Annotated in this window: 20 protein-coding genes; all 20 read left to right on the top strand. The window is 58.6% G+C overall.

The genetic code is table 11. The features are described from left to right. Nucleotides 1-2: 2 nt before the first annotated feature. Complete coding sequence (gene flgJ / locus V6L79_RS19500) at nt 3-1,259, top strand: flagellar assembly peptidoglycan hydrolase FlgJ (RefSeq protein WP_338579368.1); 1,257 nt, start codon at nt 3-5, stop codon at nt 1,257-1,259. Nucleotides 1,260-1,269: 10 nt separating this feature from the next. Continuing rightward, nucleotides 1,270-3,294: a flagellar hook-associated protein FlgK gene (gene flgK / locus V6L79_RS19495; RefSeq protein WP_338579367.1), complete on the top strand. Its 2,025-nt coding sequence runs from the start codon at nt 1,270-1,272 to the stop codon at nt 3,292-3,294. A gap of 14 nt (nt 3,295-3,308) precedes the next feature. Continuing rightward, nucleotides 3,309-4,889 (top strand): flagellar hook-associated protein 3, encoded by a 1,581-nt coding sequence (locus V6L79_RS19490; protein WP_338579366.1) that lies wholly within the window; start codon nt 3,309-3,311, stop codon nt 4,887-4,889. A 379-nt stretch (nt 4,890-5,268) separates the two neighbouring features. Then, complete coding sequence (locus tag V6L79_RS19485; protein ID WP_261738985.1) at nt 5,269-6,195, top strand: ketoacyl-ACP synthase III; 927 nt, start codon at nt 5,269-5,271, stop codon at nt 6,193-6,195. Between the two features lie 359 nt (nt 6,196-6,554). After that, entirely contained in the window at nt 6,555-8,264 is a 1,710-nt protein-coding gene (locus V6L79_RS19480; RefSeq protein ID WP_338579365.1) for a flagellin, read from the top strand. 153 nt (nt 8,265-8,417) lie between these two features. Continuing rightward, on the top strand, nt 8,418-9,779 hold the full coding sequence (fliD, locus tag V6L79_RS19475; protein ID WP_338579364.1) for a flagellar filament capping protein FliD: 1,362 nt from the start codon (nt 8,418-8,420) through the stop codon (nt 9,777-9,779). A 96-nt stretch (nt 9,780-9,875) separates the two neighbouring features. Then, entirely contained in the window at nt 9,876-10,265 is a 390-nt protein-coding gene (fliS, locus tag V6L79_RS19470) for a flagellar export chaperone FliS (protein ID WP_046809730.1), read from the top strand. A 16-nt stretch (nt 10,266-10,281) separates the two neighbouring features. After that, nucleotides 10,282-10,575 carry a flagellar protein FliT gene (locus tag V6L79_RS19465; protein WP_261738981.1) on the top strand — a complete coding sequence of 98 codons (294 nt, stop codon included), beginning with the start codon at nt 10,282-10,284 and terminating at the stop codon, nt 10,573-10,575. 180 nt (nt 10,576-10,755) lie between these two features. After that, nucleotides 10,756-12,237: a sigma-54 dependent transcriptional regulator gene (locus V6L79_RS19460; RefSeq protein WP_261738980.1), complete on the top strand. Its 1,482-nt coding sequence runs from the start codon at nt 10,756-10,758 to the stop codon at nt 12,235-12,237. 206 nt (nt 12,238-12,443) lie between these two features. Beyond that, nucleotides 12,444-13,562: a PAS domain-containing sensor histidine kinase gene (locus V6L79_RS19455; protein WP_261738979.1), complete on the top strand. Its 1,119-nt coding sequence runs from the start codon at nt 12,444-12,446 to the stop codon at nt 13,560-13,562. Nucleotides 13,563-13,567: 5 nt separating this feature from the next. Continuing rightward, a complete protein-coding gene (locus tag V6L79_RS19450) occupies nt 13,568-14,935 on the top strand; it encodes a sigma-54 dependent transcriptional regulator (RefSeq protein ID WP_338580335.1) in 1,368 nt (455 codons plus the stop codon). A 241-nt stretch (nt 14,936-15,176) separates the two neighbouring features. Then, a complete protein-coding gene (gene fliE / locus V6L79_RS19445) occupies nt 15,177-15,509 on the top strand; it encodes a flagellar hook-basal body complex protein FliE (protein WP_016781577.1) in 333 nt (110 codons plus the stop codon). 15 nt (nt 15,510-15,524) lie between these two features. Continuing rightward, nucleotides 15,525-17,309 carry a flagellar basal-body MS-ring/collar protein FliF gene (gene fliF / locus V6L79_RS19440; protein ID WP_261738978.1) on the top strand — a complete coding sequence of 595 codons (1,785 nt, stop codon included), beginning with the start codon at nt 15,525-15,527 and terminating at the stop codon, nt 17,307-17,309. Continuing rightward, nucleotides 17,302-18,321: a flagellar motor switch protein FliG gene (gene fliG, locus V6L79_RS19435; RefSeq protein WP_261738977.1), complete on the top strand. Its 1,020-nt coding sequence runs from the start codon at nt 17,302-17,304 to the stop codon at nt 18,319-18,321. The genes fliF and fliG overlap by 8 nt, the downstream gene beginning before the upstream one ends. Continuing rightward, nucleotides 18,322-19,080 (top strand): flagellar assembly protein FliH, encoded by a 759-nt coding sequence (gene fliH / locus V6L79_RS19430; protein ID WP_261738976.1) that lies wholly within the window; start codon nt 18,322-18,324, stop codon nt 19,078-19,080. Beyond that, nucleotides 19,070-20,428: a flagellar protein export ATPase FliI gene (gene fliI, locus V6L79_RS19425; RefSeq protein ID WP_261738975.1), complete on the top strand. Its 1,359-nt coding sequence runs from the start codon at nt 19,070-19,072 to the stop codon at nt 20,426-20,428. The genes fliH and fliI overlap by 11 nt, the downstream gene beginning before the upstream one ends. A gap of 6 nt (nt 20,429-20,434) precedes the next feature. After that, nucleotides 20,435-20,887, top strand: coding sequence for a flagellar export protein FliJ (gene fliJ, locus V6L79_RS19420; RefSeq protein WP_321833949.1), 453 nt, complete (start codon nt 20,435-20,437; stop codon nt 20,885-20,887). 164 nt (nt 20,888-21,051) lie between these two features. Continuing rightward, nucleotides 21,052-21,357 (top strand): STAS domain-containing protein, encoded by a 306-nt coding sequence (locus tag V6L79_RS19415; protein WP_261738973.1) that lies wholly within the window; start codon nt 21,052-21,054, stop codon nt 21,355-21,357. 8 nt (nt 21,358-21,365) lie between these two features. After that, on the top strand, nt 21,366-22,697 hold the full coding sequence (locus V6L79_RS19410) for an ATP-binding SpoIIE family protein phosphatase (protein WP_338579363.1): 1,332 nt from the start codon (nt 21,366-21,368) through the stop codon (nt 22,695-22,697). A gap of 30 nt (nt 22,698-22,727) precedes the next feature. Next, a complete protein-coding gene (locus V6L79_RS19405; RefSeq protein WP_261738971.1) occupies nt 22,728-23,090 on the top strand; it encodes an Hpt domain-containing protein in 363 nt (120 codons plus the stop codon). Nucleotides 23,091-23,097 lie beyond the last annotated feature (7 nt).

Genomic DNA, 23,097 nt, shown 5'->3' with positions numbered 1-23,097 from the left:
TCATGGACATGCGTAAGAGTGGAGTGGTCAGTGGCAGCGATTCCGGGGCGTTTACCGACCTTAATCGGCTGAACAACCTGAAGGTCGGCGACCGCGAAAGCGACGCGAATATGCGCAAGGTTGCGCAGGAATTCGAGTCGCTGTTCCTCAACGAAATGCTCAAGTCCATGCGCTCGGCAAACGAAGTGCTGGGCAAGGACAATCCGCTCAACACCCCTGCGGCCAAGCAATATCAGGAAATGTACGACCAGCAACTGTCGGTGACCCTGTCCCGCCAGGGCGGCGGTATCGGCCTGGCCGACGTATTGATGCGCCAGATGTCGAAAAACAAATCCGCAGTGCCGGGGGAGGCTACGGCCATCACGGCGCTGAACACCGAAGTCAAAACTCCGGCAGTCACTAGCACGGACAGCCCCTTTGTCCGCTCCAGTGGCCAGCGTGCGCTGTGGGCCTCGCGAGTCGCCGTCGCGCCGACTGCGGCAGAGGGCGGGCACAAAAACGATATGGCCATGCTCAATCAGCGGCGGTTGGCGTTGCCGAGCAAACTCACGGATCGCCTGCTGACCGGGATCGTGCCGTCAGCCGACCCTGCGCGCTCGACCCTTAATACCGGCAGCGTGCCGGGGCGTACCTCGCCGGGGCTGGATGCGGTGCTCAAGGGCGGCCGCCAGCCGATGCTCAGCGCCAGCGGCGCGCATGGGCGGATGCAGATTTACGGGCGTGCCATAGCGCAGCCACCACTGGCTCCGACCAAGCAAGCGTTCGGCTCTCCCGATGCGTTTGTCGCCACCATGCTGCCGATGGCCCAGCAGGCCGCCGCCCGTATCGGTGTCGACCCGCTGTATCTGGTGGCGCAAGCGGCACTGGAAACCGGCTGGGGCAAATCGGTAATGCGCCAGCAAGATGGCAGCAGCAGCCACAACCTGTTTGGCATCAAGGCCACCGGCAGTTGGCAGGGCGCGCAGGCGCGGGCTATTACCAGTGAGTTCAAGGGCGGGCAGATGGTCAAGGAGACAGCGGACTTCCGCTCCTACGATTCGTATCAAGACAGCTTCCACGATCTGGTCACGCTGCTGCAGAGCAACAATCGTTATAAAGAAGTGCTCAGCGCTGCCGATAAACCGGAGCAGTTTGTGCGCGAGTTGCAGAAGGCCGGTTACGCGACCGACCCTGAGTACGCGAGCAAGATTTCGCAGATAGCCAAGCAAATGAAAACCTACCAGAGCTACGCCTCGACGGGTTCTCTCACGAATTTATAAGGTTTGAACCATGGCGAGTTTGATCAACATCGGGATGTCGGGGCTGAACGCCAGCCAGGGCGCATTGGCGACGGTCGGCAATAACATTGCCAACGCCAATACCTCGGGCTATTCGCGTCAGCAAATCGTCCAGGGCAGTGGCGCTTCGCAGCAAGTGGGCGGGGTGTTTATCGGCACCGGCACCACCCTGGCTGACGTGCGCCGGGTGTACAACTCCTACCTCGACGCCCAGTTGCAAACCACCACTTCGCTCAATGGCGATGCCCAGGCCTATCTCGATCAGATCGGCACGGTCGACAAACTGCTGTCGGATAAAAATACCGGTGTTTCGGCCGCGCTCAGCAGCTTCTTCAGTTCGCTGCAAACCTCTGCCAGCGCGCCCGGTGATGTGTCGGCACGCCAGCTGCTGCTGACCAGCGCACAAACCCTGAGCAACCGTTTCAACTCGATCTCGTCCCAGCTGAACCAGCAGAACGAAGGCATCAACAGCCAGTTGGACACCCTGACCTCGATGGTCAACCAGCACACGGCCACCATTGCCTCACTGAACAAGCAGATTGCCCAGGCGACTACCGCCGGCAACACGCCAAACAACCTGCTGGATGCGCGCAACGAAGCCGTACGCACCCTTAACGAATTGGTCGGAGTGAGCGTTCAGGAACACGACAACGTTTACGACATCACCCTGGGCACCGGTCAGGCGCTGGTGCAGGGCACCACCTCCAATACCCTGTCGGCGGTGCCGGGCAAGGTCGATAAAAGCCAGTACAGCATCCAGATCAATTACCAGCAGTCGAGCTCCGATGTGAGCTCGGTGCTCAGTGGCGGCAAGATCGGCGGCCTGCTGCGCTATCGCGACGATGTGCTGGCCCCGGCGATGAACGATCTGGGGCGCACCGCGATTGTGGTCGCCGATGCGATCAACAAACAGCTGGGGCAGGGGTTGGATGCAAACGGCGAATTCGGTTCGTCGATGTTCAACAGCATCAACAGTGACAAGGTCATTACCCAGCGCAGCCAGGCGGCGACCGGCAATATTGGCGCGGGTAACTTCAATGTCAGCATCGCCGACAGCGGCGCCCTGACGGCCTACGACTATCAGGTGACGTTTACCAGCGCGACCGAGTATTCGGTCAAGCGCTCGGATGGCACCGATATGGGCTCGTTCGACAGCGCGGCAACCCCGGCCAAAGTGATCGACGGCTTCACCCTGGACCTCAAGGGCGGGCCCATGACCGCTGGCGACGCATTCAAGGTCAGCCCCACCCGCAGCGGCGCGAGCAATATCGGCGTGCAAATGAGCGATGCCAATAAGTTGGCGTTTGCCGGACCACTGGTGGCCGGGGCGGGCAGCTCCAACAGCGGTACTGGCGCGGTGGGCGGCTTGAGCCTGTCGTCGGCGCTGGATATTTATGGCGGGGTCAATCTGGGCAAGGCGCAAAGTGATATCGAAGGCGCGATGCCGGTGCGCATCGCATTTGACGAGGCCGCAGCCGACGGTACACAGAGCTACCGGGTACTGAACGAAGCAGGCAAGGAAATAGGCGCAGGTAGCATCGTGCCGGGCCAGGACAACAAGGTCACGATCAATGTGCCAGTCACTAATGCTGACGGCACCACCACTCAGGTAGGTTTTGACACGGTTATCAGCGGTTCGCCGGGCAAGGGCGACAGTTTTGATATCAAGTTCAACAAGGACGGCAAGGCCGATAACCGCAACGCCAATGAGCTGCTGGGCCTGCAAACCAAAGCCACTGTGGGTGTAGGCAAGGACGGCACCGGCGGCGTCAGCATGGGCACCTCCTACAGCCAGCTGGTTTCCAAGGTCGGCGGCAAGGCCAGCCAGGCCGCTGTCGACGGCACCGCCAACGGCGCGGCGTTGGCTTATGCCAAGGAAGTGCGCAACTCGGTGTCCCAGGTCAACCTGGATGAAGAAGCGTCCAATCTGGTCAAGTTCCAGCAGTACTACACAGCCTCGTCGCAGATCATCAAAGCGGCGCAAGCAACCTTCAGCACGCTGATCAACAGTCTTTAAGGGAGCCCGCGACGATGCGTATTTCTACCTCGCAGTTTTTTGAATCGACCAGCGCCACCTACCAGAACAACTTCTCGTCGGTGATCAAGACCCAGGGCCAGATCGATTCCGGCGTGCGAATTCAGACTGCTGCGGATGACCCGGTGGGCGCAGCGCGCTTGCTGCAACTGCAACAGCAAAAAGACATGTTGGGCCAGTACTCCGCCAATATGAACAGCATCAAGGCCTCGTTGGGCGCTCAGGAAGCGGTGCTCGACAGCATCAACACCGCGTTGCAGAAGGCCGGTGAATTGGCTCTGGGGGCGGGCAGCGGCAAAAGCGACGCCGACCGCATGGCCATCGCCAATGAGCTGGGTAGCATTGAAGATCAGGTGTTCAGCCTGCTCAACAGCAAGGATACCGCGGGCAACTACATGTTCTCGGGCTCTAAAAGCGACACGCCGCCCTACACCCGTAACAACGATGGCACTTATACCTATCAGGGTGACGACACCCAGCTCAACCTGAAAGTCTCCGACACCCTGACCCTGGCCAGCAGCGATACGGCCAGGAGCATCATGGAAGGCGCGACCAATACCGGGCGCACCCAGGCGACTTTCGTCCCGGTACTGGACGCCGCGGGTGTGCCTTCGGTCAACGATGGCAAACTCTCGGTGTCTGCCGGTTTGGTGACTTCAAGCCCGGTGTTCAACAAGAGCTTTGCCGAAGGCCAGCCTTACACGCTGACATTCACCAGCAGCACTCAGTACACCTTGACCGATAGCAAGGGCAATGACCTGACCTCGCAGGTTGCGGGCAATGGCGCGTTCGACCCGACCAAGGACGGCTCACAGAGCTTCAGCCTGCACGGCGTGTCGTTCGACATCAGCCCCAACCTCAAGGACATTCCCGAGGCAGAGCGGGACGCGGCAGTGGCGGGGCGTACCTTTACCCTGGAAGCCAAGGCGGACACCTTCAACGCTTCGCGCACGCCGAGCAACACCTCGACCGCGCAAATCACCGGCTCCACGGTGACCGACCCCAAGGCCTACGGTGACAGCTTTCCGAGCAATGGCGCGGTAATCAAATTCACCAGCGCCACCGAGTACGAGGTCTATGCCCAGCCACTGAGCGCCGACAGCAAGTCGATTGCCCAGGGCAAGGTTGGCGATGAGGTGCTCGGGATCACGTTTGACTTTGCCGGTACGCCTGCAGTGGGCGACCAGTTCGCGATCAACCGCAACAACCACCAGAGCCAGAACGCGCTGGATACCATCAGCCAGCTGCGTAAGGCGCTGGTGATCCCCAGCGACAAGGACCCGTTGGTCCAGCAAACGCAAAAGGACGCGATCAACGCGGCGATCGGCAACCTGAAAAACGCCAGTGTGGGGGTCGACAGCGCCCGTGGCTCGATTGGTGCGCGTTTAAAGGCGGTGGACATCCAGGCCGACGAAAATATCAGCCTGGGCCTGGCCAACGACTCCACCACCGCGGCCATCGGCAACACCGACATGGCGGGGGCCTCCATCGAACTGGCGTTCCAGAAAGCCATGCTCGAAGCCTCGCAACTGGCGTTTGTCAAAATCTCCCAGCTAAGCCTGTTTAACCAGCTTTAAACAGCCATGCAGAGAACTGGCTCTGTAGCCGCTGAGGAGCGGAGCGAGGCTGCGATGGGCTGCGTAGCGGCCCTGTGGTGGCCCTGCGGACCACATCGCAGCCTCGTTCCTCGACAGCGGCTACAGACCTTCAATCTGCGTCTTGCCTGAAATGTTTTGTATAAAACCTCACAAAATAGCGTGACCTATGAGTCATAACGGGCATCTTCACTGTATCGTATGAAACGTACGGGCGGGTGCAGGGCCTTTTTCAGGCTGTTTTGTCTATTTTTATGCACCCATATTCGCCGCATTCCTGCGCGTTTAAGCCCTTTTATTGTCAGCACCCCTCGATTGTGCGAGCGGGTGATCTCCAGCTATTTAGTATTGGGAAGCCACAATGATTGGCATTAAAAGCATCGCCAGTTACGTGCCAGCAAGCGGTGTAGACAACTACGCGCAAGGCGCGAAATTCTCCAAGGACGAAGAATTTATTCTGGGCAAGATAGGTTCGGCTTTTCTGCCGCGCAAAGATGCTGACCAGGAAACCTCGGATCTGTGTGTCGAAGCGGTCAACGCGCTGTTCGCCAACAATCCGCAGCTCAAGCGCGAATCCATCGACGCGCTGATCGTCGTTACCCAAAACGGCGATGCCGAAGGCCTGCCGCACACGGCCGCCATCGTTCAGGACAAGCTCGGTCTGCCGACCAACGTGGCTGCCTTTGATATTTCCCTGGGTTGCTCGGGTTATGTCTACGGCATCTACGCGATGAAAGGTTTTATGGAAGCCACTGGCCTGAAAAACGGCCTGTTGATCACTGCCGACCCGTATTCGAAAATCGTTGATCCCGAAGACCGCAACACCACCATGCTCTTCGGCGACGCCGCTACCGCTACCTGGATGGGCGAAGACGCTCCCTGGCAGCTGGGCAAGGCCAAATTCGGCACCGACGGCTCCGGTGCCCCGCACCTGAAAGTCAGCGATGGCGTGTTCTTTATGAACGGCCGCCAGGTGTTCAACTTCGCGCTGCTCAAAGTGCCTGCGCACTTGAACGAGTTGCTGGAAGAGTCTGAGCTGACCTCCAAGGACATCGACGCCTTCTGCATCCACCAGGGCAGCGCGGCGATTGTTGACGCCGTGGCCCGCCGTTTTGAAGGCGAGCCTGAGAAGTTCATCAAGGACATGGTCGAGACGGGTAACACCGTGTCGTCGAGCATCCCGCTGCTGCTGGAAAAACACGTGATGGAAGCCAGCTGGAAGCGCGTAGCGCTGAGCGGTTTTGGCGTGGGCCTGTCGTGGGGCTCGGCGATCATCTATCGCCCTTAAGCTTCACCCTGAAATACAAAACGCCCGTGGCCTAAAAAGCCACGGGCGTTTTGCTTTCTGATATGGGGTGATGGCATCTGTGGGAGCGGGCTTGCTCGCGAGGGCATCAACCCGGTTTCCCTGGAATACCGCGTCGCCCGAATCGCGAGCAAGCCCGCTCCCACACTGGGGGATACCCGGCAGGTCATCCCCCGCTAACCCCCTGAAATACAAGGGATGGCCCCCAGCCAGTAAATAAAAGCAAAAAAACCCTCAAGCAACCTGCTTTGACGACGATAACTATTACGAAGGTTCTCTAGGCCACACCCGGCGGTTGCCAGGGCCGGAAGCCGCAGTATTCATCCAATGAGGATTTCGTCATGGCTTTATCAGTAAACACTAACGTCACGTCCCAGACCGTTCAGAAGAACCTGAACAAAGCCGGCGACTCGTTGAGCACCTCGATGACCCGTCTGTCTTCCGGCCTGAAAATCAACAGCGCCAAAGACGACGCTGCCGGCATGCAGATCGCCAACCGTCTGACCTCTCAGGTTAAAGGCATGACCGTTGCCATCGCCAACGCCAACAACGGCTCGTCGATTGCACAGACTGCTGAAGGCGCGATGCAAGAGTCGACCAACATTCTGCAACGTCTGCGTGAACTGGCCCTGCAGTCCGCGAACGGTGATAAAAGCGCTGATGACCGTGCGTCCCTGCAGCAAGAATTCACAGCGAAAGTCGGTGAACTGACCCGTATTTCGTCTACCACCACCTTCGGTGGTCGTAACTTGCTGGACGGTTCGTTCCAGAACCAGGCTTTCCAGGTCGGTGCTGATGCCAACCAGACTATTTCGTTTGGTATGAGCGATATCAGTGCTACTGGTTTGAAAGGGTCTTTCAGTGAAGCGAACGTGGCAGCTACGGCAAGTACTATGGTTGCGGGAGTAACTGGAGGTGTAGTTGATTTAGATACTTTTAAAGTTAAAGCTGGAACTGCATTCGCCACGCCAGGCGCTGCTCAGACACTGACCTTTACTACTCCTACGGGCACTGCCGGCGCAGATGTAGATACAGATATTGCGTTGACTACTGCAGATACAGCAGATAGTACCGCTGCAAAAATCAATGCCCAGTCCGCTACTACTGGTGTCACCGCCAAGGTAAATGCTGGCGTGCTTGAGTTCTCATCTGCAAAGGCTTTTAGTGTTATAGCTGATAATGCCGCTGGATCGGGTGTGGGCACTACAGCGCTTACTCCAAAAGCTGGTTTGACTGCTAATGCAGAAATTAATATCAACGGCTCGAAAATATCATTGACTGCTGGTAAGCCGCTGACGGGTGCTACCGGTAGTCTGCTCGCTGAAATCAATGCTGCGACTACCTCTACGGGCGTCACAGCTAGCGAAAAAGACGGTCGTCTTATCTTGACTTCCGCGGCTGGCAAGCCCATTAACCTTTCCAATCCCGAAAGTGCTGCCGGTAAAGGTGCTCTAGACTCCCTTGGCTTGTCCGCAGGCAGCACGCAACCTAAGTTGACTTCTGATACTTCGATATCCTTGAACGGGGTTGAGGTTAAGTTCAAAAAAGGCGATTCCATGGACAATGTGGTGTCGACTATTAACAGCGCAAGCACCGGCGTAACCGCCAGCAAAAACGCTGATAACACGCTGAAGCTATTCTCCACCAAAGACATCATTATCACTGATGGCAGCGCAGGCAGCGGTTTGACTTCATTGGGTCTGAGTGATGGTAAGACTACGGCCAACACCCTCGAATCAACCGTCTCCGACCTGAGCGTATTGACTGCCGAAGGCGCTCAACAAACCATCCAGGCGCTGACTGGCGCCATCCAGCAGATCGATACCCAGCGTTCCGCACTGGGCGCCGTGCAAAACCGTTTTGACAGCACCGTATCCAACCTGCAAAGCATCTCCGAGAACTCCACTGCTGCACGTGGTCGCGTACAGGACACTGACTTCGCATCGGAAGCTGCAGAACTGACCAAGCAACAAACCCTGCAACAGGCCGCTACTGCGATCCTGTCCCAGGCTAACCAGCTGCCATCCGCTGTAATGAAGCTGCTTCAGTAACTTCAGCGCTTGGTTGAGAACAAAAGGGCGCGTTTACGTGCCCTTTTGTTTTTTCAGCTTTTGGTACTTGAAGGTGGCACGAATTGTGAAGCTGTCTGCTGCCTTGGCTCTGCTCGCCAATAAAGCGGCAGCCACCGGACAAGGAGAAAACAGATGGCCAGTTCAACGATTACCGGTGTCGGTTCGGGTTTTGACACCATCGGAATTGTGAAAGCCTTGGTGGATGCTGAAAAAGCACCCAAGCAAAGCCAGATTACCGCGCAACAAAAAGACACCACCATTCAGTTGTCCGCTGTGGGCACGGTAAAAGGCTCGCTTGAAACTTATCGCGCAGCCATTGCCAAGCTCAACAGCGTTTCCAGTTTCAATGGCTTGGCCGCTACGTCGTCTGACGAAAAGATTTCCAAAGTCACCATTGATGACAAAGCCTCCAGCGGTACCTATGCGCTGGACGTTACCAAGCTGGCTACATCGTCAAAAATCACCAGCAAGGTATTTGAGGGCGGCACTTCTTCGGTCGTTAACTCGGGCACAGAGCCTACGACACTGACCATCTCCCAATCCGGTGATAACTACAACGTCTCGATCCCGGCGGGCGCAACCCTGCAGCAGACCCGTGAAGCAATCAACACGCAGCTGCAGTCCAAAGGCATCAGTGCCAACGTTTTGACCGATGCCAATGGTTCGCGACTGGTGATCGGCTCGCAGACCACGGGCAAGGGCACCGATATCACCATTAGCGGTGACTCGGAGCTGTCGACCGGGTTTGACGCCGGTAAAGCGCCGGTGAATGCCGAATACACCATCGATGGCATCGCCATGGAGTCGTCGAGCAACAAGGTCACTTCAGCCATCAGCGGTGTGACCCTGGAGTTGATTGATACCAAGGCGTCCACCATCACCGTGGCGTCCAACACGGCCACCCTGAAAACCTCGGTGCAGTCGTTTGTCAGCGCCTACAACGCGCTGCTGACCAGCATCAATACGCAAACCAAGGTCACGGCCACCGGTGACGCGGCAACCACCACCTCGGGCGCGTTGACCGGCGATGCGTCGATGCGCCAACTGGTCAACGGCATTCGTAACGAACTGCTGCAAAACTCCGGCTCGTCGAGCATGGGCAACTTGTCCCAGATGGGCATCAGCACCGATCAGAAAACCGGGCTGTTGACGCTGGATGACAAGAAGTGGGACACCGCAGTGGCGACACCCAATGGTGCCAGTGAAATTGCCAAGGTATTTACCGGTGATACCGGTCTGGTAGCACGCATGACCAAGGCAACGGATAGCTACGTGGGTACTACAGGGCTGTTGGCCAGTCGCGTTACCGATTTGAATACCAAGCTGACGGACTTGACGACTCAGCAGGCGGATCTGGATCGGCGCATGGAAAGCATGAAAACTTCGCTGACTTCCAAGTACACCGCCATGGATACCCTGATCGCCAAAATCAACGCCAGCAGCTCCAGCATCATGACCACGCTCAATTCCTTGAATAACCCTAAATCCAACTGATTTCGCCCGGCCTCACGGCTAAAGCTTTTGGCCGCTCAGTCGATATAAAAATCAATAACCAGTCACTTTTGCCTGTCACCGTAATGAGGTAGAAACATGAACCCGATGCGCGCCCTTCGTCAGTACCAGAAGGTTAATTCCCACGCTCAAATCTCCGAAGCCAGCCCCCATCGCTTGATTCAAATGCTGATGGAAGGCGGTCTGGATCGTATGGCCCAGGCCAAAGGCGCGATGAGCCGTGGGGATATCCCGCAGAAGGCCATGTTGATCACCAAGGCCATCGACATCATCACCGGCCTGCGTCAGGGCCTGGATGAAGACAAGACCGATGACAAGGAAGCGCTGCAGCAGCTGGACAGCCTGTATGAATTCATGACGGTGCGTTTGACCCAGGCCAATGCCAAGAACGACCCTGAAATCATCGATGAAGTGGCTCGCCTGCTGATCACTGTAAAAAGTGGTTGGGATGCCATTGCCCCGCAATAAGCCCGAGGAGTGCGTCATGAGCCAACTGCAACGAATTCAGGAAACCCGCGAAGCGCTGATTGATGCTCTGGCCGAGCGCAATTGGGATGCCATCGGCGAGTTGGACTCGGCCTGCCGGGTGTGTGTCGAGAATGTGCTGGACGAAGCGCCGCTGGATGAAGCCGTGTTGCGCGAAAATCTGGAAGGGCTGTTGGTGGTGTATCGCATGTTGCTGGAGGCGGCAACCGATGAACGTCAGTCGGTTGTTGAGCAGATGGGGCAGATCAATCAAGCAAAAAATGCGTCAAAGGTTTACCATCTGTTCGGTTAAGGCTTAAAGAAGATGTGGTTAATCGCGTTTTAAACCGCCATAAATTTGACTATGCACAGCTTTTTGACTTAACTAGCGCGTTATTCTGTTTTCAGTCGTCTTAGATATCCAACAGGGTTAGGGCGTCTACATATGTCCTGCCATCCGGGGCATTGAGTTGACTAGGGAAGTTGCTATTGCATGTGGCGTGAAACCAAAATTCTGCTGATCGATGACGATAGCGTCCGCCGCCGCGACCTGGCGGTGATTCTGAATTTTCTTGGCGAAGAAAATTTGGCCAGCCCTAGCCACGAGTGGGAGCAGGCCGTCAGTTCCTTGTCGTCCAGCCGCGAAGTACTCTGCGTACTTGTAGGCACGGTGAGTGCCCCCGGTGGGCCTTCAGGTTTACTTAAGACACTGGCTGTGTGGGATGAGTTCCTGCCGATCATGCTTTTAGGTGAAGTTTCTTCGGTCGACCTGCCTGAAGACCAGCGCCGCCGGGTGTTATCCAGCCTCGAAATGCCGCCCAGCTACAGCAAATTGCTTGATTCCCTGCACCGTGCCCAGGTCTATCGCGAGATGTACGATCAGGCCCGCGAGCGCGGCCGTCATCGTGAACCCAACCTGTTCCGCAGCCTGGTCGGTACCAGTCGGGCGATTCAGCATGTGCGTCAGATGATGCAGCAAGTGGCCGATACCGATGCCAGCGTGCTGATCCTTGGCGAGTCCGGGACCGGCAAGGAAGTGGTCGCACGTAATCTGCATTACCACTCCAAGCGCCGTGATGCGCCGTTTGTGCCGGTCAACTGTGGGGCAATTCCTGCCGAGCTGCTTGAAAGCGAACTGTTCGGGCATGAGAAGGGCGCTTTCACGGGTGCTATCACTAGCCGCGCCGGGCGTTTTGAGCTGGCCAATGGCGGCACGCTGTTCCTCGATGAAATCGGCGACATGCCGCTGCCGATGCAGGTCAAGCTGCTGCGCGTGTTGCAGGAGCGCACCTTCGAGCGTGTGGGCAGTAACAAGACGCAGAGTGCTGACGTGCGCATTATCGCCGCCACGCACAAAAACCTCGAAAGCATGATTGAAGTCGGCGCCTTCCGCGAAGACCTGTACTACCGCCTCAACGTATTCCCGATTGAAATGGCGCCGCTGCGTGAGCGGGTCGAAGATATTCCGTTGCTGATGAACGAGCTGATTTCGCGCATGGAGCACGAAAAACGCGGTTCGATCCGCTTCAATTCCGCTGCGATCATGTCGCTGTGCCGTCACGGCTGGCCGGGCAACGTTCGCGAGCTGGCCAACCTGGTCGAGCGCATGGCAATCATGCATCCGTACGGGGTGATTGGCGTTGTTGAGCTGCCGAAAAAATTCCGCTACGTGGATGACGAAGACGAGCAACTGGTCGACAGCCTGCGCAGCGATATGGAAGAGCGCGTGGCGATCAACAACGCCACCACCGATTTTGTCGCCAGTGCCAATGCGATGCTGCCGCCCGAAGGTCTGGACCTCAAGGACTACCTGGGCGGGCTGGAGCAGGGCTTGATTCAGCAGGCACTCGACGACGCCAATGGCATCGTCGCCCGTGCTGCGGAGCGCCTGCGGATTCGCCGTACCACCCTGGTCGAAAAAATGCGCAAGTACGGCATGAGCCGTCGCGAAGGCGAAGAGCAGTCAGACGATTGACGTTGCAGCTCTGTAGATACTCTGTTCCAGGTCAAACCCCAGTGGGAGCGAGCCTGCTCGCGAATGATCTTCGCAAGCAGGCTCGCTCCCACGCTTGAAGTATCTCTGCAGCGGCTACATTTGCAATGCGCCCGTATCAGGCACGGGTATTGCTTCGCTTGGTGTAACGAACCGTTTTATGACGGTCAGCCAAGCGAGAACGCAGCATGTCTCAAGCCGCCATCCAACTGTCCTCTGTCCCTGATCCCTACAGCCTGCTCGAAGCTCGTGTCTCTGAGCTTGCGGGCGAGTTGGCCGTGGTCAGCGCGCAGCGCATGGCCGAGCTGGCGGAAAAAGAGCGGCTGGCCAATCGCCTGCAAAACCTCCTTGATCTGCTGCCCGGCGGGGTCATCGTGATTGATGATCGCGGCCGGGTGCGCGAGGCCAACCCTGCGGCCTGCGAGCTGCTGGGGCTGCCGCTGGAAGGCGAGTTGTGGCGCCATGTGATTGCCCGCTGCTTTGCACCCCGTGAAGACGATGGTCACGAAGTCTCTTTGAAGGACGGTCGGCGACTGTCGATTGCTACCCGTTCATTGGACGCGGAGCCGGGGCAACTGGTGTTGCTCAACGACCTGACAGAAACCCGGCGCCTGCAAGACCAGCTTGCCCGCCATGAACGCCTGTCTTCGCTGGGGCGGATGGTTGCTTCCCTGGCTCACCAGATTCGTACGCCGCTTTCGGCCGCGCTGATTTACGCCAGTCACTTGACCGAGCAGGCACTGCCGGTAGAAACCCAGCAGCGCTTTGCCGGGCGTCTCAAGGAGCGTCTGCACGAGCTTGAACATCAGGTGCGTGACATGCTGGTGTTTGCCCGTGGCGAACTGCCGCTGACCGACCGGGTTACTCCCAAAGTCCTGATGCAAACCCTGCAGGCCGCAGCGCAAACCCATGTCCAGGGCGTCGAAATACGCTGGCAGTGCGACGCCTATACAGGGCAGTTGCTGTGTAATCGCGACACCTTGGTCGGTGCGCTGCTGAACTTGATCGAAAACGCCCTGCAAACCGGTGCCGCGCAGGTGCGGCTCAAAGTCCACTTGTACCGTCGTGACAACAGTCTGCGGTTGTGTGTCAGTGACAGCGGCAGTGGTATTGAGCCCAAGGTTCTGGCGCGCTTGGGTGAGCCGTTTTTTACCACCAAAGCCACCGGCACCGGCCTTGGGCTGGCGGTGGTCAATGCCGTGGTGCGAGCGCATCAGGGTCAGTTGCAATTACGTTCGCGGCTGGGGCGTGGCACCTGCGCCTTGCTCTGTTTGCCGCTGATTCCCGGTGTGGCGGAGGCAAACTGATGGTGATGCGAATTAACGTGCTGCTGGTCGAGGACGACCATGCATTGCGCGAGGCCTTGGCGGACACTTTGTTGTTGGCCGGGCATGGGTTTCGGGCCGTCAGTTCGGGCGAGGAAGCGCTGGGGGCAGTCGCCCTGGAGTCATTCAGCCTGGTGATCAGCGATGTCAACATGCCGGGCATGGATGGCCATCAACTGCTTGCCCGCCTGCGCAGCAGTCAGCCGCAATTGCCGGTGTTGCTGATGACGGCTCACGGCGCCGTGGAGCGTGCCGTGGATGCAATGCGTCAGGGCGCGGTGGACTATCTGGTCAAGCCGTTTGAGCCCAAGGCCCTGCTCGATCTGGTGGCCCGCCATGCCCTGGGCAGTCTTGGGGTGGCGGACACTGAAGGTCCGGTGGCGGTGGAGCCGGCCAGCGCGCAACTGCTGGAGCTGGCAGCAAGGGTGGCCCGCAGTGACGCAACGGTGCTGATCTCGGGCGAGTCGGGCACCGGTAAAGAGGTGCTGGCGCGCTATATCCACCAGCACTCCCATCGGGTCAATCAGCCGTTTGTGGCGATCAACTGCGCAGCCATCCCCGACAACATGCTTGAAGCCACGTTGTTCGGTCATGAAAAAGGCTCGTTTACTGGCGCCATTGCAGCCCAGGCGGGCAAGTTCGAGCAGGCGGATGGCGGCACCTTGCTGCTCGACGAAATTTCCGAAATGCCGCTGGGTCTGCAGGCCAAATTGCTGCGCGTGTTGCAAGAGCGTGAAGTGGAGCGGGTTGGCGGGCGCAAGCCGATCGTGCTGGATATCCGCGTGGTAGCGACCACCAACCGCGATCTGGCGGGCGAAGTGGCGGCGGGGCGCTTCAGGGAAGATTTGTACTACCGTCTTTCGGTGTTTCCGCTGGCCTGGCGCCCTTTGCGCGAGCGCACTGCCGATATCCTGCCGCTGGCCGAGCGCTTGCTGGCTAAATACATCAGCAAAATGAAGCACACGGCGGTGGGGTTTTCCGCGGATGCCAAGGCGTGCCTGAGTACTTACTCGTGGCCTGGCAATGTGCGTGAGTTGGATAACGCCATTCAACGTGCGTTGATCCTGCAGCAGCGCGGATTGATCGAGGCGGCAGATTTTTGCCTGGCCGGGCCTGTGGCCTGCGCGCCATTGCCGCCGTTAGCGGTTGAAATGCCGGAATCGCCCGGCGGATTGGGCGACGACCTGCGCCGCCGAGAGTTTCAGATGATCATCGACACCCTGCGGGCCGAGCGCGGCCGCCGCAAGGAAGCCTCCGAGCGGCTGGGTATCAGCCCGCGTACCCTGCGCTACAAGCTGGCGCAGATGCGCGATGCGGGGATGGATGTTGAGGCCTATCTGTTTGCATCGAGCTGACAGGTCGGCCCTTTTTTGTGGGAGCGAGCCTGCTCGCGATGCAGGCGCAGCGGTTTATCAGTTGCATATGGTGATGCCTTCGCGAGCAGGCTCGCTCCCACATAGTTGAGTGACTCTTTACCTGCGACGTTTTGTAACGTTAATTGTTATAGAACGACAAAGAGCTGGCACTCTTGTTGCTACACCTCGGTATGCGCTGTGAAAGTGTCAAAAAATTGCGGGTCGTCGGAGGCAGTTGTCCATGAGCCAAGGTATTGAATTTAATCGATTGATGTTGGACATGCGGGCCATGCAGATGGACGCCATGGCTCAGCCGAAATCGGCTGTGCAGGCCGCTCCCGAAGCGGGTGCCAGCAGCTTCTCCGACATGCTCGGCAATGCGATCAACAAGGTCAGCGAAACCCAGCAGGCGTCGAGCCAGTTGTCGAATGCGTTCGAAATCGGCAAGAGTGGCGTCGATCTGACTGACGTGATGATTGCTTCCCAGAAGGCCAGCGTTTCTTTCCAGGCCTTGACCCAAGTGCGTAACAAGCTGGTTCAGGCGTACCAAGACATCATGCAGATGCCGGTTTAAGGGCGATATAAAGTCATGGCAGATGCACTCCCGGATAACGTTCCGGCCCCAGCAGGCTCAGGCGGCAAGTCGTCGCTGTTTGGCCTGTCCTTCCTCGATAATCTGGCTGATATGACCATGCTGCGTCAGGTCGGCCTGATGGTCGGCCTGGCGGCGAGCGTGGCGATTGGTTTTGCCGTGGTGTTGTGGTCGCAGCAGCCCGATTACCGGCCGCTGTATGGCAGCCTGGCCGGTATGGATGCCAAGCAGGTCATGGAAACCCTGGCCGCTGCAGATATTACCTACACCGTTGAACCCAACTCGGGTGCCTTGCTGGTCAAGGCCGATGACATCTCCCGTGCGCGGCTCAAGCTCGCCGCCGCAGGCGTCAAGCCGACTGATGGCAATATCGGTTTTGAGATTCTCGACAAGGACCAGGGCCTGGGTACCAGCCAGTTTATGGAAGCCACGCGCTATCGCCGTGGTCTGGAAGGCGAACTGGCGCGCACCATTTCCAGCCTCAATAACGTCAAGGGCGCCAGGGTTCACTTGGCCATCCCTAAAAGCTCGGTGTTTGTGCGCGATGAGCGCAGGCCCAGCGCTTCGGTACTGGTTGAGCTGTATGCAGGCCGCTCGCTGGAGCCTGGCCAGGTACTGGCGATTGTCAATCTGGTGGCCACCAGCGTGCCGGAGTTGAGCAAGTCGCAGATCACCGTCGTCGACCAAAAAGGCAACCTGCTCTCGGATCAGGGCGAAAATTCCGAATTGACCATGGCTGGCAAGCAGTTCGATTACAGCCGCCGTATGGAAGGCATGCTGACCCAGCGTGTGCACAACATTCTGCAGCCGGTGCTGGGTAATGACCGCTACAAGGCCGAAGTGTCGGCCGATGTGGATTTCAGTGCAGTCGAGTCCACCTCCGAGCAGTTCAACCCCGATCAACCGGCCCTGCGCAGCGAGCAATCGACCAGCGAGCAGCGTACTGCCAGCAACGGCCCGCAAGGGGTGCCCGGAGCCTTGAGCAACCAGCCGCCGAGCCCGGCCACAGCCCCGCAGCAAGCCGGTCGGGGCGCTGGCGCCACGGGCATGATCCAGCCGGGTCAGCCGTTACTCGATGCCAACGGCCAGCAAATCATGGACCCGGGCACCGGTCAGCCGATGCTGGCCCCGTACCCGGCCGACAAGCGCTCGCAATCGACCCGCAACTTTGAGTTGGACCGCTCCATCAGCCACACCAAGCAGCAGCAGGGCAGGGTCAATCGCCTATCGGTGGCGGTGGTGATCGACGACAAGCTCAGCGTCAACCCGGCCAACGGTGAAGTCACCCAGGTGCCGTGGAGCACCGATCAGCTGGCGCGCTTTACCCGCTTGGTACAGGACGCGGTGGGCTTTGATGCCAGTCGCGGCGACAGCGTCAGTGTGATCAACGTGCCGTTCTCCACCGAGCGTGCTGAAGTGATTGCCGATATTCCGTTCTATTCGCAGCCCTGGTTCTGGGATGTGGTCAAACAAGTACTGGGCGTGCTGTTTATTCTGGTGCTGGTGTTTGGTGTGTTGCGCCCGGTGCTCAACAACATCACCGGCCATGGCCGCAACAAGCAAACGGCAGGTATTGGCAGCGATGCCGAAATGGGCGGTATGGGCGGTCTGGATGGCGAGTTGGGTAACGACCGTGTCAGCCTCGGCGGCCCGCAAAGCATCCTGTTGCCAAGCCCGAGCGAAGGCTATGACGCCCAGTTGAATGCAATCAAGAGTCTGGTCGCTGAAGATCCGGGCCGTGTAGCCCAGGTAGTAAAAGAGTGGATCAATGCCGATGAGTGATAACCGTGCCGCCGCCGCCAAACTGAGCCGGGTCGACAAGGCGGCAATTTTGCTGCTGTCGCTTGGCGAAACCGACGCGGCCCAAGTTTTGCGGCATATGGGCCCCAAGGAGGTTCAGCGGGTCGGTGTGGCGATGGCGCAAATGCGCAACGTACACCGTGAGCAGGTCGAGCAGGTGATGAGCGAGTTCGTCGAAATTGTCGGCGACCAGACCAGCCTTGGCGTCGGGTCGGACAGCTACATCCGCAAAATGCTCACCTCGGCCCTTGGCGAAGACAAGGCCAATGGTCTGATCGACCGTATTCTGCTGGGCGGCAACACCAGCGGCCTGGACAGCTTGAAGTGGATGGAACCGCGGGCTGTGGCCGACGTGATCCGCTTCGAGCACCCGCAGATCCAGGCCATTGTGGTGGCCTACCTTGACCCGGATCAGGCGGGCGAAGTGCTCGGTCACTTTGATCAAAAGGCGCGTTTGGATATCATCCTGCGGGTCTCGTCGCTCAACACCGTGCAACCGGCGGCGCTCAAGGAGCTGAACCAGATCCTCGAGAAGCAGTTCTCCGGCAACTCCAATGCGGCCCGCACCTCTCTGGGCGGCGTGAAGCGGGCGGCCGATATCATGAACTTCCTCGACAGTTCGATGGAGTCGCAACTGATGGACTCGATTCGCGATATCGACGAAGACCTGTCCGGGCAGATCGAAGACCTGATGTTTGTCTTCAATAATTTGGCCGACGTTGACGACCGGGGCATTCAGGCGCTGCTGCGCGAGGTATCTTCGGACGTGCTGGTGCTGGCGCTCAAGGGCTCCGACGAGAACGTGCAGGAAAAGATTTTCAAGAACATGTCCAAACGTGCTGCCGAGCTGCTGCGCGACGATCTGGAAGCCAAGGGGCCGGTACGCGTCAGCGATGTCGAAACCGCGCAGAAGGAAATTCTCACCATCGCCCGCCGTATGGCCGAAGCCGGAGAAATTGTTCTCGGCGGGAAGGGCGGCGAAGAGATGATCTAAGTGAGCAGCGGCGAGTCTCCCGGTGATGTGATCCGCGCCAAGGATGTTGGCGCCTTCGATGTATGGGGGCTGCCCAGCTTTGACCCGTGGCGCGAACCCGAAGCGCCTGAACCCGAGCCGGTCGAAGAGCTGCCGGTCGAGATGGAAGAAGTGCCGCTGGATGAAGTCCAGCCATTGACCCTCGAAGAGTTGGAAAGCATTCGTCAGGAGGCCTACAACGAAGGCTTCGCCACTGGTGAAAAAGAAGGTTTTCACAGCACTCAGCTCAAGGTCCGCCAGGAAGCAGAAGTGGCTCTGAACGCCAAGGTCGCCAGCCTGGAGCGCTTGATGAGCAGCCTGTTGGCGCCACTTGCCGAGCAGGATCAACAGCTGGAAAAAGCCATGGTCGGGCTGGTCGAACATATGACCCGACAAGTGATACAGCGCGAACTGAAAACCGACTCCACTCAGATCGAAAAAGTGCTGCGTGAAGGCCTGAAGCTGCTGCCGATGGGCGCCGAAAATATCCGGCTGTTTATCAATCCGCAGGATTTCGATCAGATCAAGGCCTTGCGCGAGCGCCATGACGAGCACTGGCGGATTGTCGAAGACGACAGCTTGCAACCCGGCGGCTGCCGCATTGAAACCGAACACAGCCGGATCGATGCCAGCATCGAAACTCGGGTCAAGCAGGCCATGAGCCAGTTGTTTGACCAACTCCACGAACAGGCGCTGCACCCGGCGGCGCCTGATATTGAAATCGACCTCGATGCACCTTAAGCGCACCAGCTTTGCCAAGCGCCTGAGCACCTATGCCCCGGCCGTGTCGTTGCCCGTGCAGCCAGTGGTCGAGGGGCGCTTGCTGCGCATGGTCGGCCTGACTCTTGAAGCTGAAGGCTTGCGTGCTGCCATGGGCAGCCGTTGCCTGGTGATCAATGACGACAGCTTTCACCCGGTGGAAGTCGAAGCCGAGGTCATGGGCTTTTCCGGCGGCAAAATTTTCCTGATGCCCGTGGGCAGTGTGGCCGGAATTGCCCCCGGCGCCCGGGTGGTGCCGCTGGCCGATAATGGCCGCTTGCCCATGGGCATGAGCATGCTCGGGCGGGTGCTGGATGGCGCCGGGCGCGCGCTGGACGGCAAAGGCCCGATGAAGGCCGAAGACTGGGTGCCAATGGACGGTCCCGCGATCAACCCGCTCAAGCGCGATCCGATCAGCGTGCCGCTGGACGTGGGTATTCGTAGCATCAACGGTTTGTTGACGGTCGGGCGCGGCCAGCGTTTGGGCCTGTTTGCCGGTACAGGGGTGGGCAAGAGTGTGCTGTTGGGGATGATGACCCGCTTTACCGAGGCCGACATTATCGTGGTCGGTCTGATCGGTGAGCGGGGCCGTGAGGTAAAGGAGTTTATCGAGCACATCCTTGGTACCGAAGGGCTCAAGCGCTCGGTGGTCGTGGCGTCGCCCGCCGATGACGCGCCATTGATGCGGTTGCGTGCGGCCATGTATTGCACGCGGATTGCCGAATATTTTCGCGACAAGGGCAAGAACGTCCTGTTGCTGATGGACTCCCTGACCCGCTTCGCCCAGGCCCAGCGGGAAATCGCCTTGGCCATTGGCGAGCCGCCTGCGACCAAGGGCTATCCGCCTTCGGTATTTGCCAAGCTGCCCAAGCTGGTGGAGCGTGCCGGTAATGCCGAGGCGGGTGGTGGTTCGATTACCGCGTTTTATACCGTGTTGTCCGAAGGCGATGACCAGCAGGATCCGATTGCCGACTCGGCGCGAGGCGTACTCGACGGCCATATCGTCTTGTCCCGGCGCTTGGCCGAAGAAGGGCACTACCCGGCCATCGACATTGAAGCGTCCATCAGCCGGGTGATGCCGTCGGTGGTGACGGCAGAGCACATGCGCCGGGCGCAGCAGTTCAAACAGCTGTGGTCGCGCTTCCAGCAGGCGCGGGACTTGATCAGCGTCGGTGCCTACGTGCCGGGCGGCGACCGCGAAACCGACACCGCAATCTCCCTGCAACCGGCGATGGTGGCGTACCTGCGCCAAGGGCTGAACGACAACATCAGCCTGGCCGAAAGTGGCGGCCATCTGGGCAGCATCTTTGCGCCGGCAGCGGGCGGTTAATCGATCATGGCTGGTGATGGAAGGGCGGCGCGCCTGGCGCCAGTGGTCGATATGGCCGAAAAGACCGAAAAGGCTGCAGCCCAGCGCTTGGGTCACTTTCAAGGGCAGGTCAACCTGGCCAACAGCAAGCTTGGGGATCTGGAAAACTACCGTGGCGAATACCAGGCGCAATGGGTTGATCGTGGCAGCCAGGGCGTGTCGGGCCAATGGTTGCGCAACTATCAATACTTTCTAGGCCAGCTGGAAACTGCCGTTGGCCAGCAGCGCCAGAGCCTGGTGTGGCATCAGAACAACCTCGATAAAGCCCGCGAGACCTGGCAAGCCGCTTATGCCCGGGTCGAGGGCCTGCGCAAACTGGTCCAGCGCTACGCCGACGAAGCCCGCCAGCTGGAAGACAAGCGTGAACAGAAATTGATGGACGAACTGTCCCAGCGCTTGCCGCGTAAAGAAGTTTACTGAGCCAGACTAAGGCCCCCTGTGGGAGCGAGCCTGCTCGCGAATGTTCTTCGCGAGCAGGCTCGCTCCCTCGGTGAAGTATCTGTAGCCGCTGTCGAGGCACGAGGTTACACATTTTCGTTCGCAAGACCGTCTATAGTTGCTGGGTCAACCACGGGAGTATCCATATGGCAGTGACATCTGAAATCTCCGCAGATGGCCGTAAGCTGACAATTGCGATCAAGGGGCGGTTCGACTTCGCCAAACATCAGGAATTTCGTGACGCTTATGAGGAGCTGAATCCCCGGCCCGCCTGCGTGGTAGTGGACTTGAAAGAGGCGACCTACCTCGACAGTTCGGCGTTGGGCATGTTGTTGTTGCTGCGTGAATATGCGGGCGGTGATGAGTCTGATATCCGGGTGGTCAACAGCAATCCGGATGTGCGCAAAATTCTGGGCACATCCAACTTCGACCAGTTGTTCGATATCAATTGAGCAGCCCAATGGAGCGTCTGTGGCATCTGCAACAGACGGTTTTGCAACAGCGCGACCTGATCGCCGAGCACAACGACTACCTGCTCAATGAGCAGCGGGTGGCCAAGGCGGTATTTGACCGAGTAGCGCACTCGGGCTGTCTGGATGCGCCTAATATCCGCTATCTGCAATCGCCCTATGCCTTGTTTAACGGCGATTTGCTACTGGCCGCCTATACGCCGTCAGGCGATACCCATCTACTGCTAGCCGACTTTACCGGCCACGGCTTGCCCGCGGCTATTGGTGCCATGCCCCTGGCTGAAGTGTTCTACAGCATGACGGCCAAGGGCTACGGGCTGGCGGAAATCCTGCGGGAGATGAATTCCAAGCTCAAACGCATCCTGCCGGTGGACATGTTCTGCTGCGCCGCCTTGCTGTGCGTCAGTGCCCAGCGCCGCTGTGTCGAGGTCTGGAATGGCGGCATGCCCGATGGCTATCTGCAATCCGACGGGCAGCGCATGGCATTGACCTCGCAGCATCTGCCACTGGGGGTGTTGCGTGCCGAGGTGTTTGATCATGCCGCTCAGGTATTGCCGATGCTGCCTGGGGATCAGGTGTTTTTATTGACTGACGGGGTAATTGATACCTGTGGGCCGGATCAGCAGTTGTTCGGGGTTGAGCGGCTGGAGCGGGTGCTGGATGCCAATCGGCATCCGCTGCAATTGATTGCCGAGGTCGAACAGGCCTTGCGTGATTTTCAGGGCCTTGCCCGCGATGATGTGAGCATGGTGCAGATCACCTCGCAATTACCACAGCCTTTCGGTGTGCCGGCTATCGTCTACTCCGACAGCGGCCAATGCAGCCCGCTGGACTGGTCGTCCAGTTTCGAGTTTCGGGCACCAACCCTGCGACAGTTCAACCCTCTGCCTTATTTACTGCAATTGATGATGGAGGTTCACGGGTTGCGGGCTCAAGGTGCGGTAATCCATGCCGTTTTATCCGAGCTTTACAGCAACGCGCTGGAACATGGAGTGCTGGGCCTCGACTCTCGGCTAAAGCGCGATACAGAGGGGTTCGCGAATTATTATCAGCAGCGCAAGGAGCGTTTGGCGACTCTCAAAAGCGGGTTTGTGCGGGTGTCGTTGCAGGTCGAGCCGATTGGGGATAGTGGTCGCTTGCTGGTCCAGGTCGAGGACAGTGGCGCGGGCTTTGACGTTGCCAAAGTGCTGGCCAGACCACTTGATCTAGACCGTCTGTCGGGGCGTGGGGTGAGTTTGGTACGGCAACTGTGCCCTGCAGCGCGTTGGGCACCCGATGGTCGCAGTGCGACCGTAGAGTTTTCATGGGGGGGTCTGGCATAATCCGCCCATTCTTGATCAAGGAGTGAACAAGTGTCTGATATCCATATGGATCCAAAAGTGGTAAGTGCGTTGCGAGACGTGATGGAAGGAGGGTTTGCGGACCTGCTGGACACCTTTCTCTCGGACTCCGAAGAGCGTATTGGCCAATTGCACAGCACCCGCGAAGCAGGCGACCTGACACTGGTTGCCCACAGCTTTAAAGGCAGCAGCAGCAATATGGGTGCCATTCGATTGGCGCATTTGTGCGGCCAGCTCGAAGAGCGTGCGCAAAAGAAACAACTGGTCGGCATCCAGGAGCTGGTGATTAAAATCGACGATGAATACCAGATGGTACGTCGACTCTATCGCGCCGAGCGCCATCGTTCCGAGCCTCCACACTTTGCGTCCAGCTGATTTTACC

The organism is Pseudomonas sp. ML2-2023-6 (assembly GCF_037055265.1).
GTDB classification, from domain to species: domain Bacteria; phylum Pseudomonadota; class Gammaproteobacteria; order Pseudomonadales; family Pseudomonadaceae; genus Aquipseudomonas; species Aquipseudomonas kulmbachensis.
The sequence above is the reverse complement of the archived record's forward strand: the minus strand, read 5'-3'. Positions and strand labels throughout refer to the sequence as shown.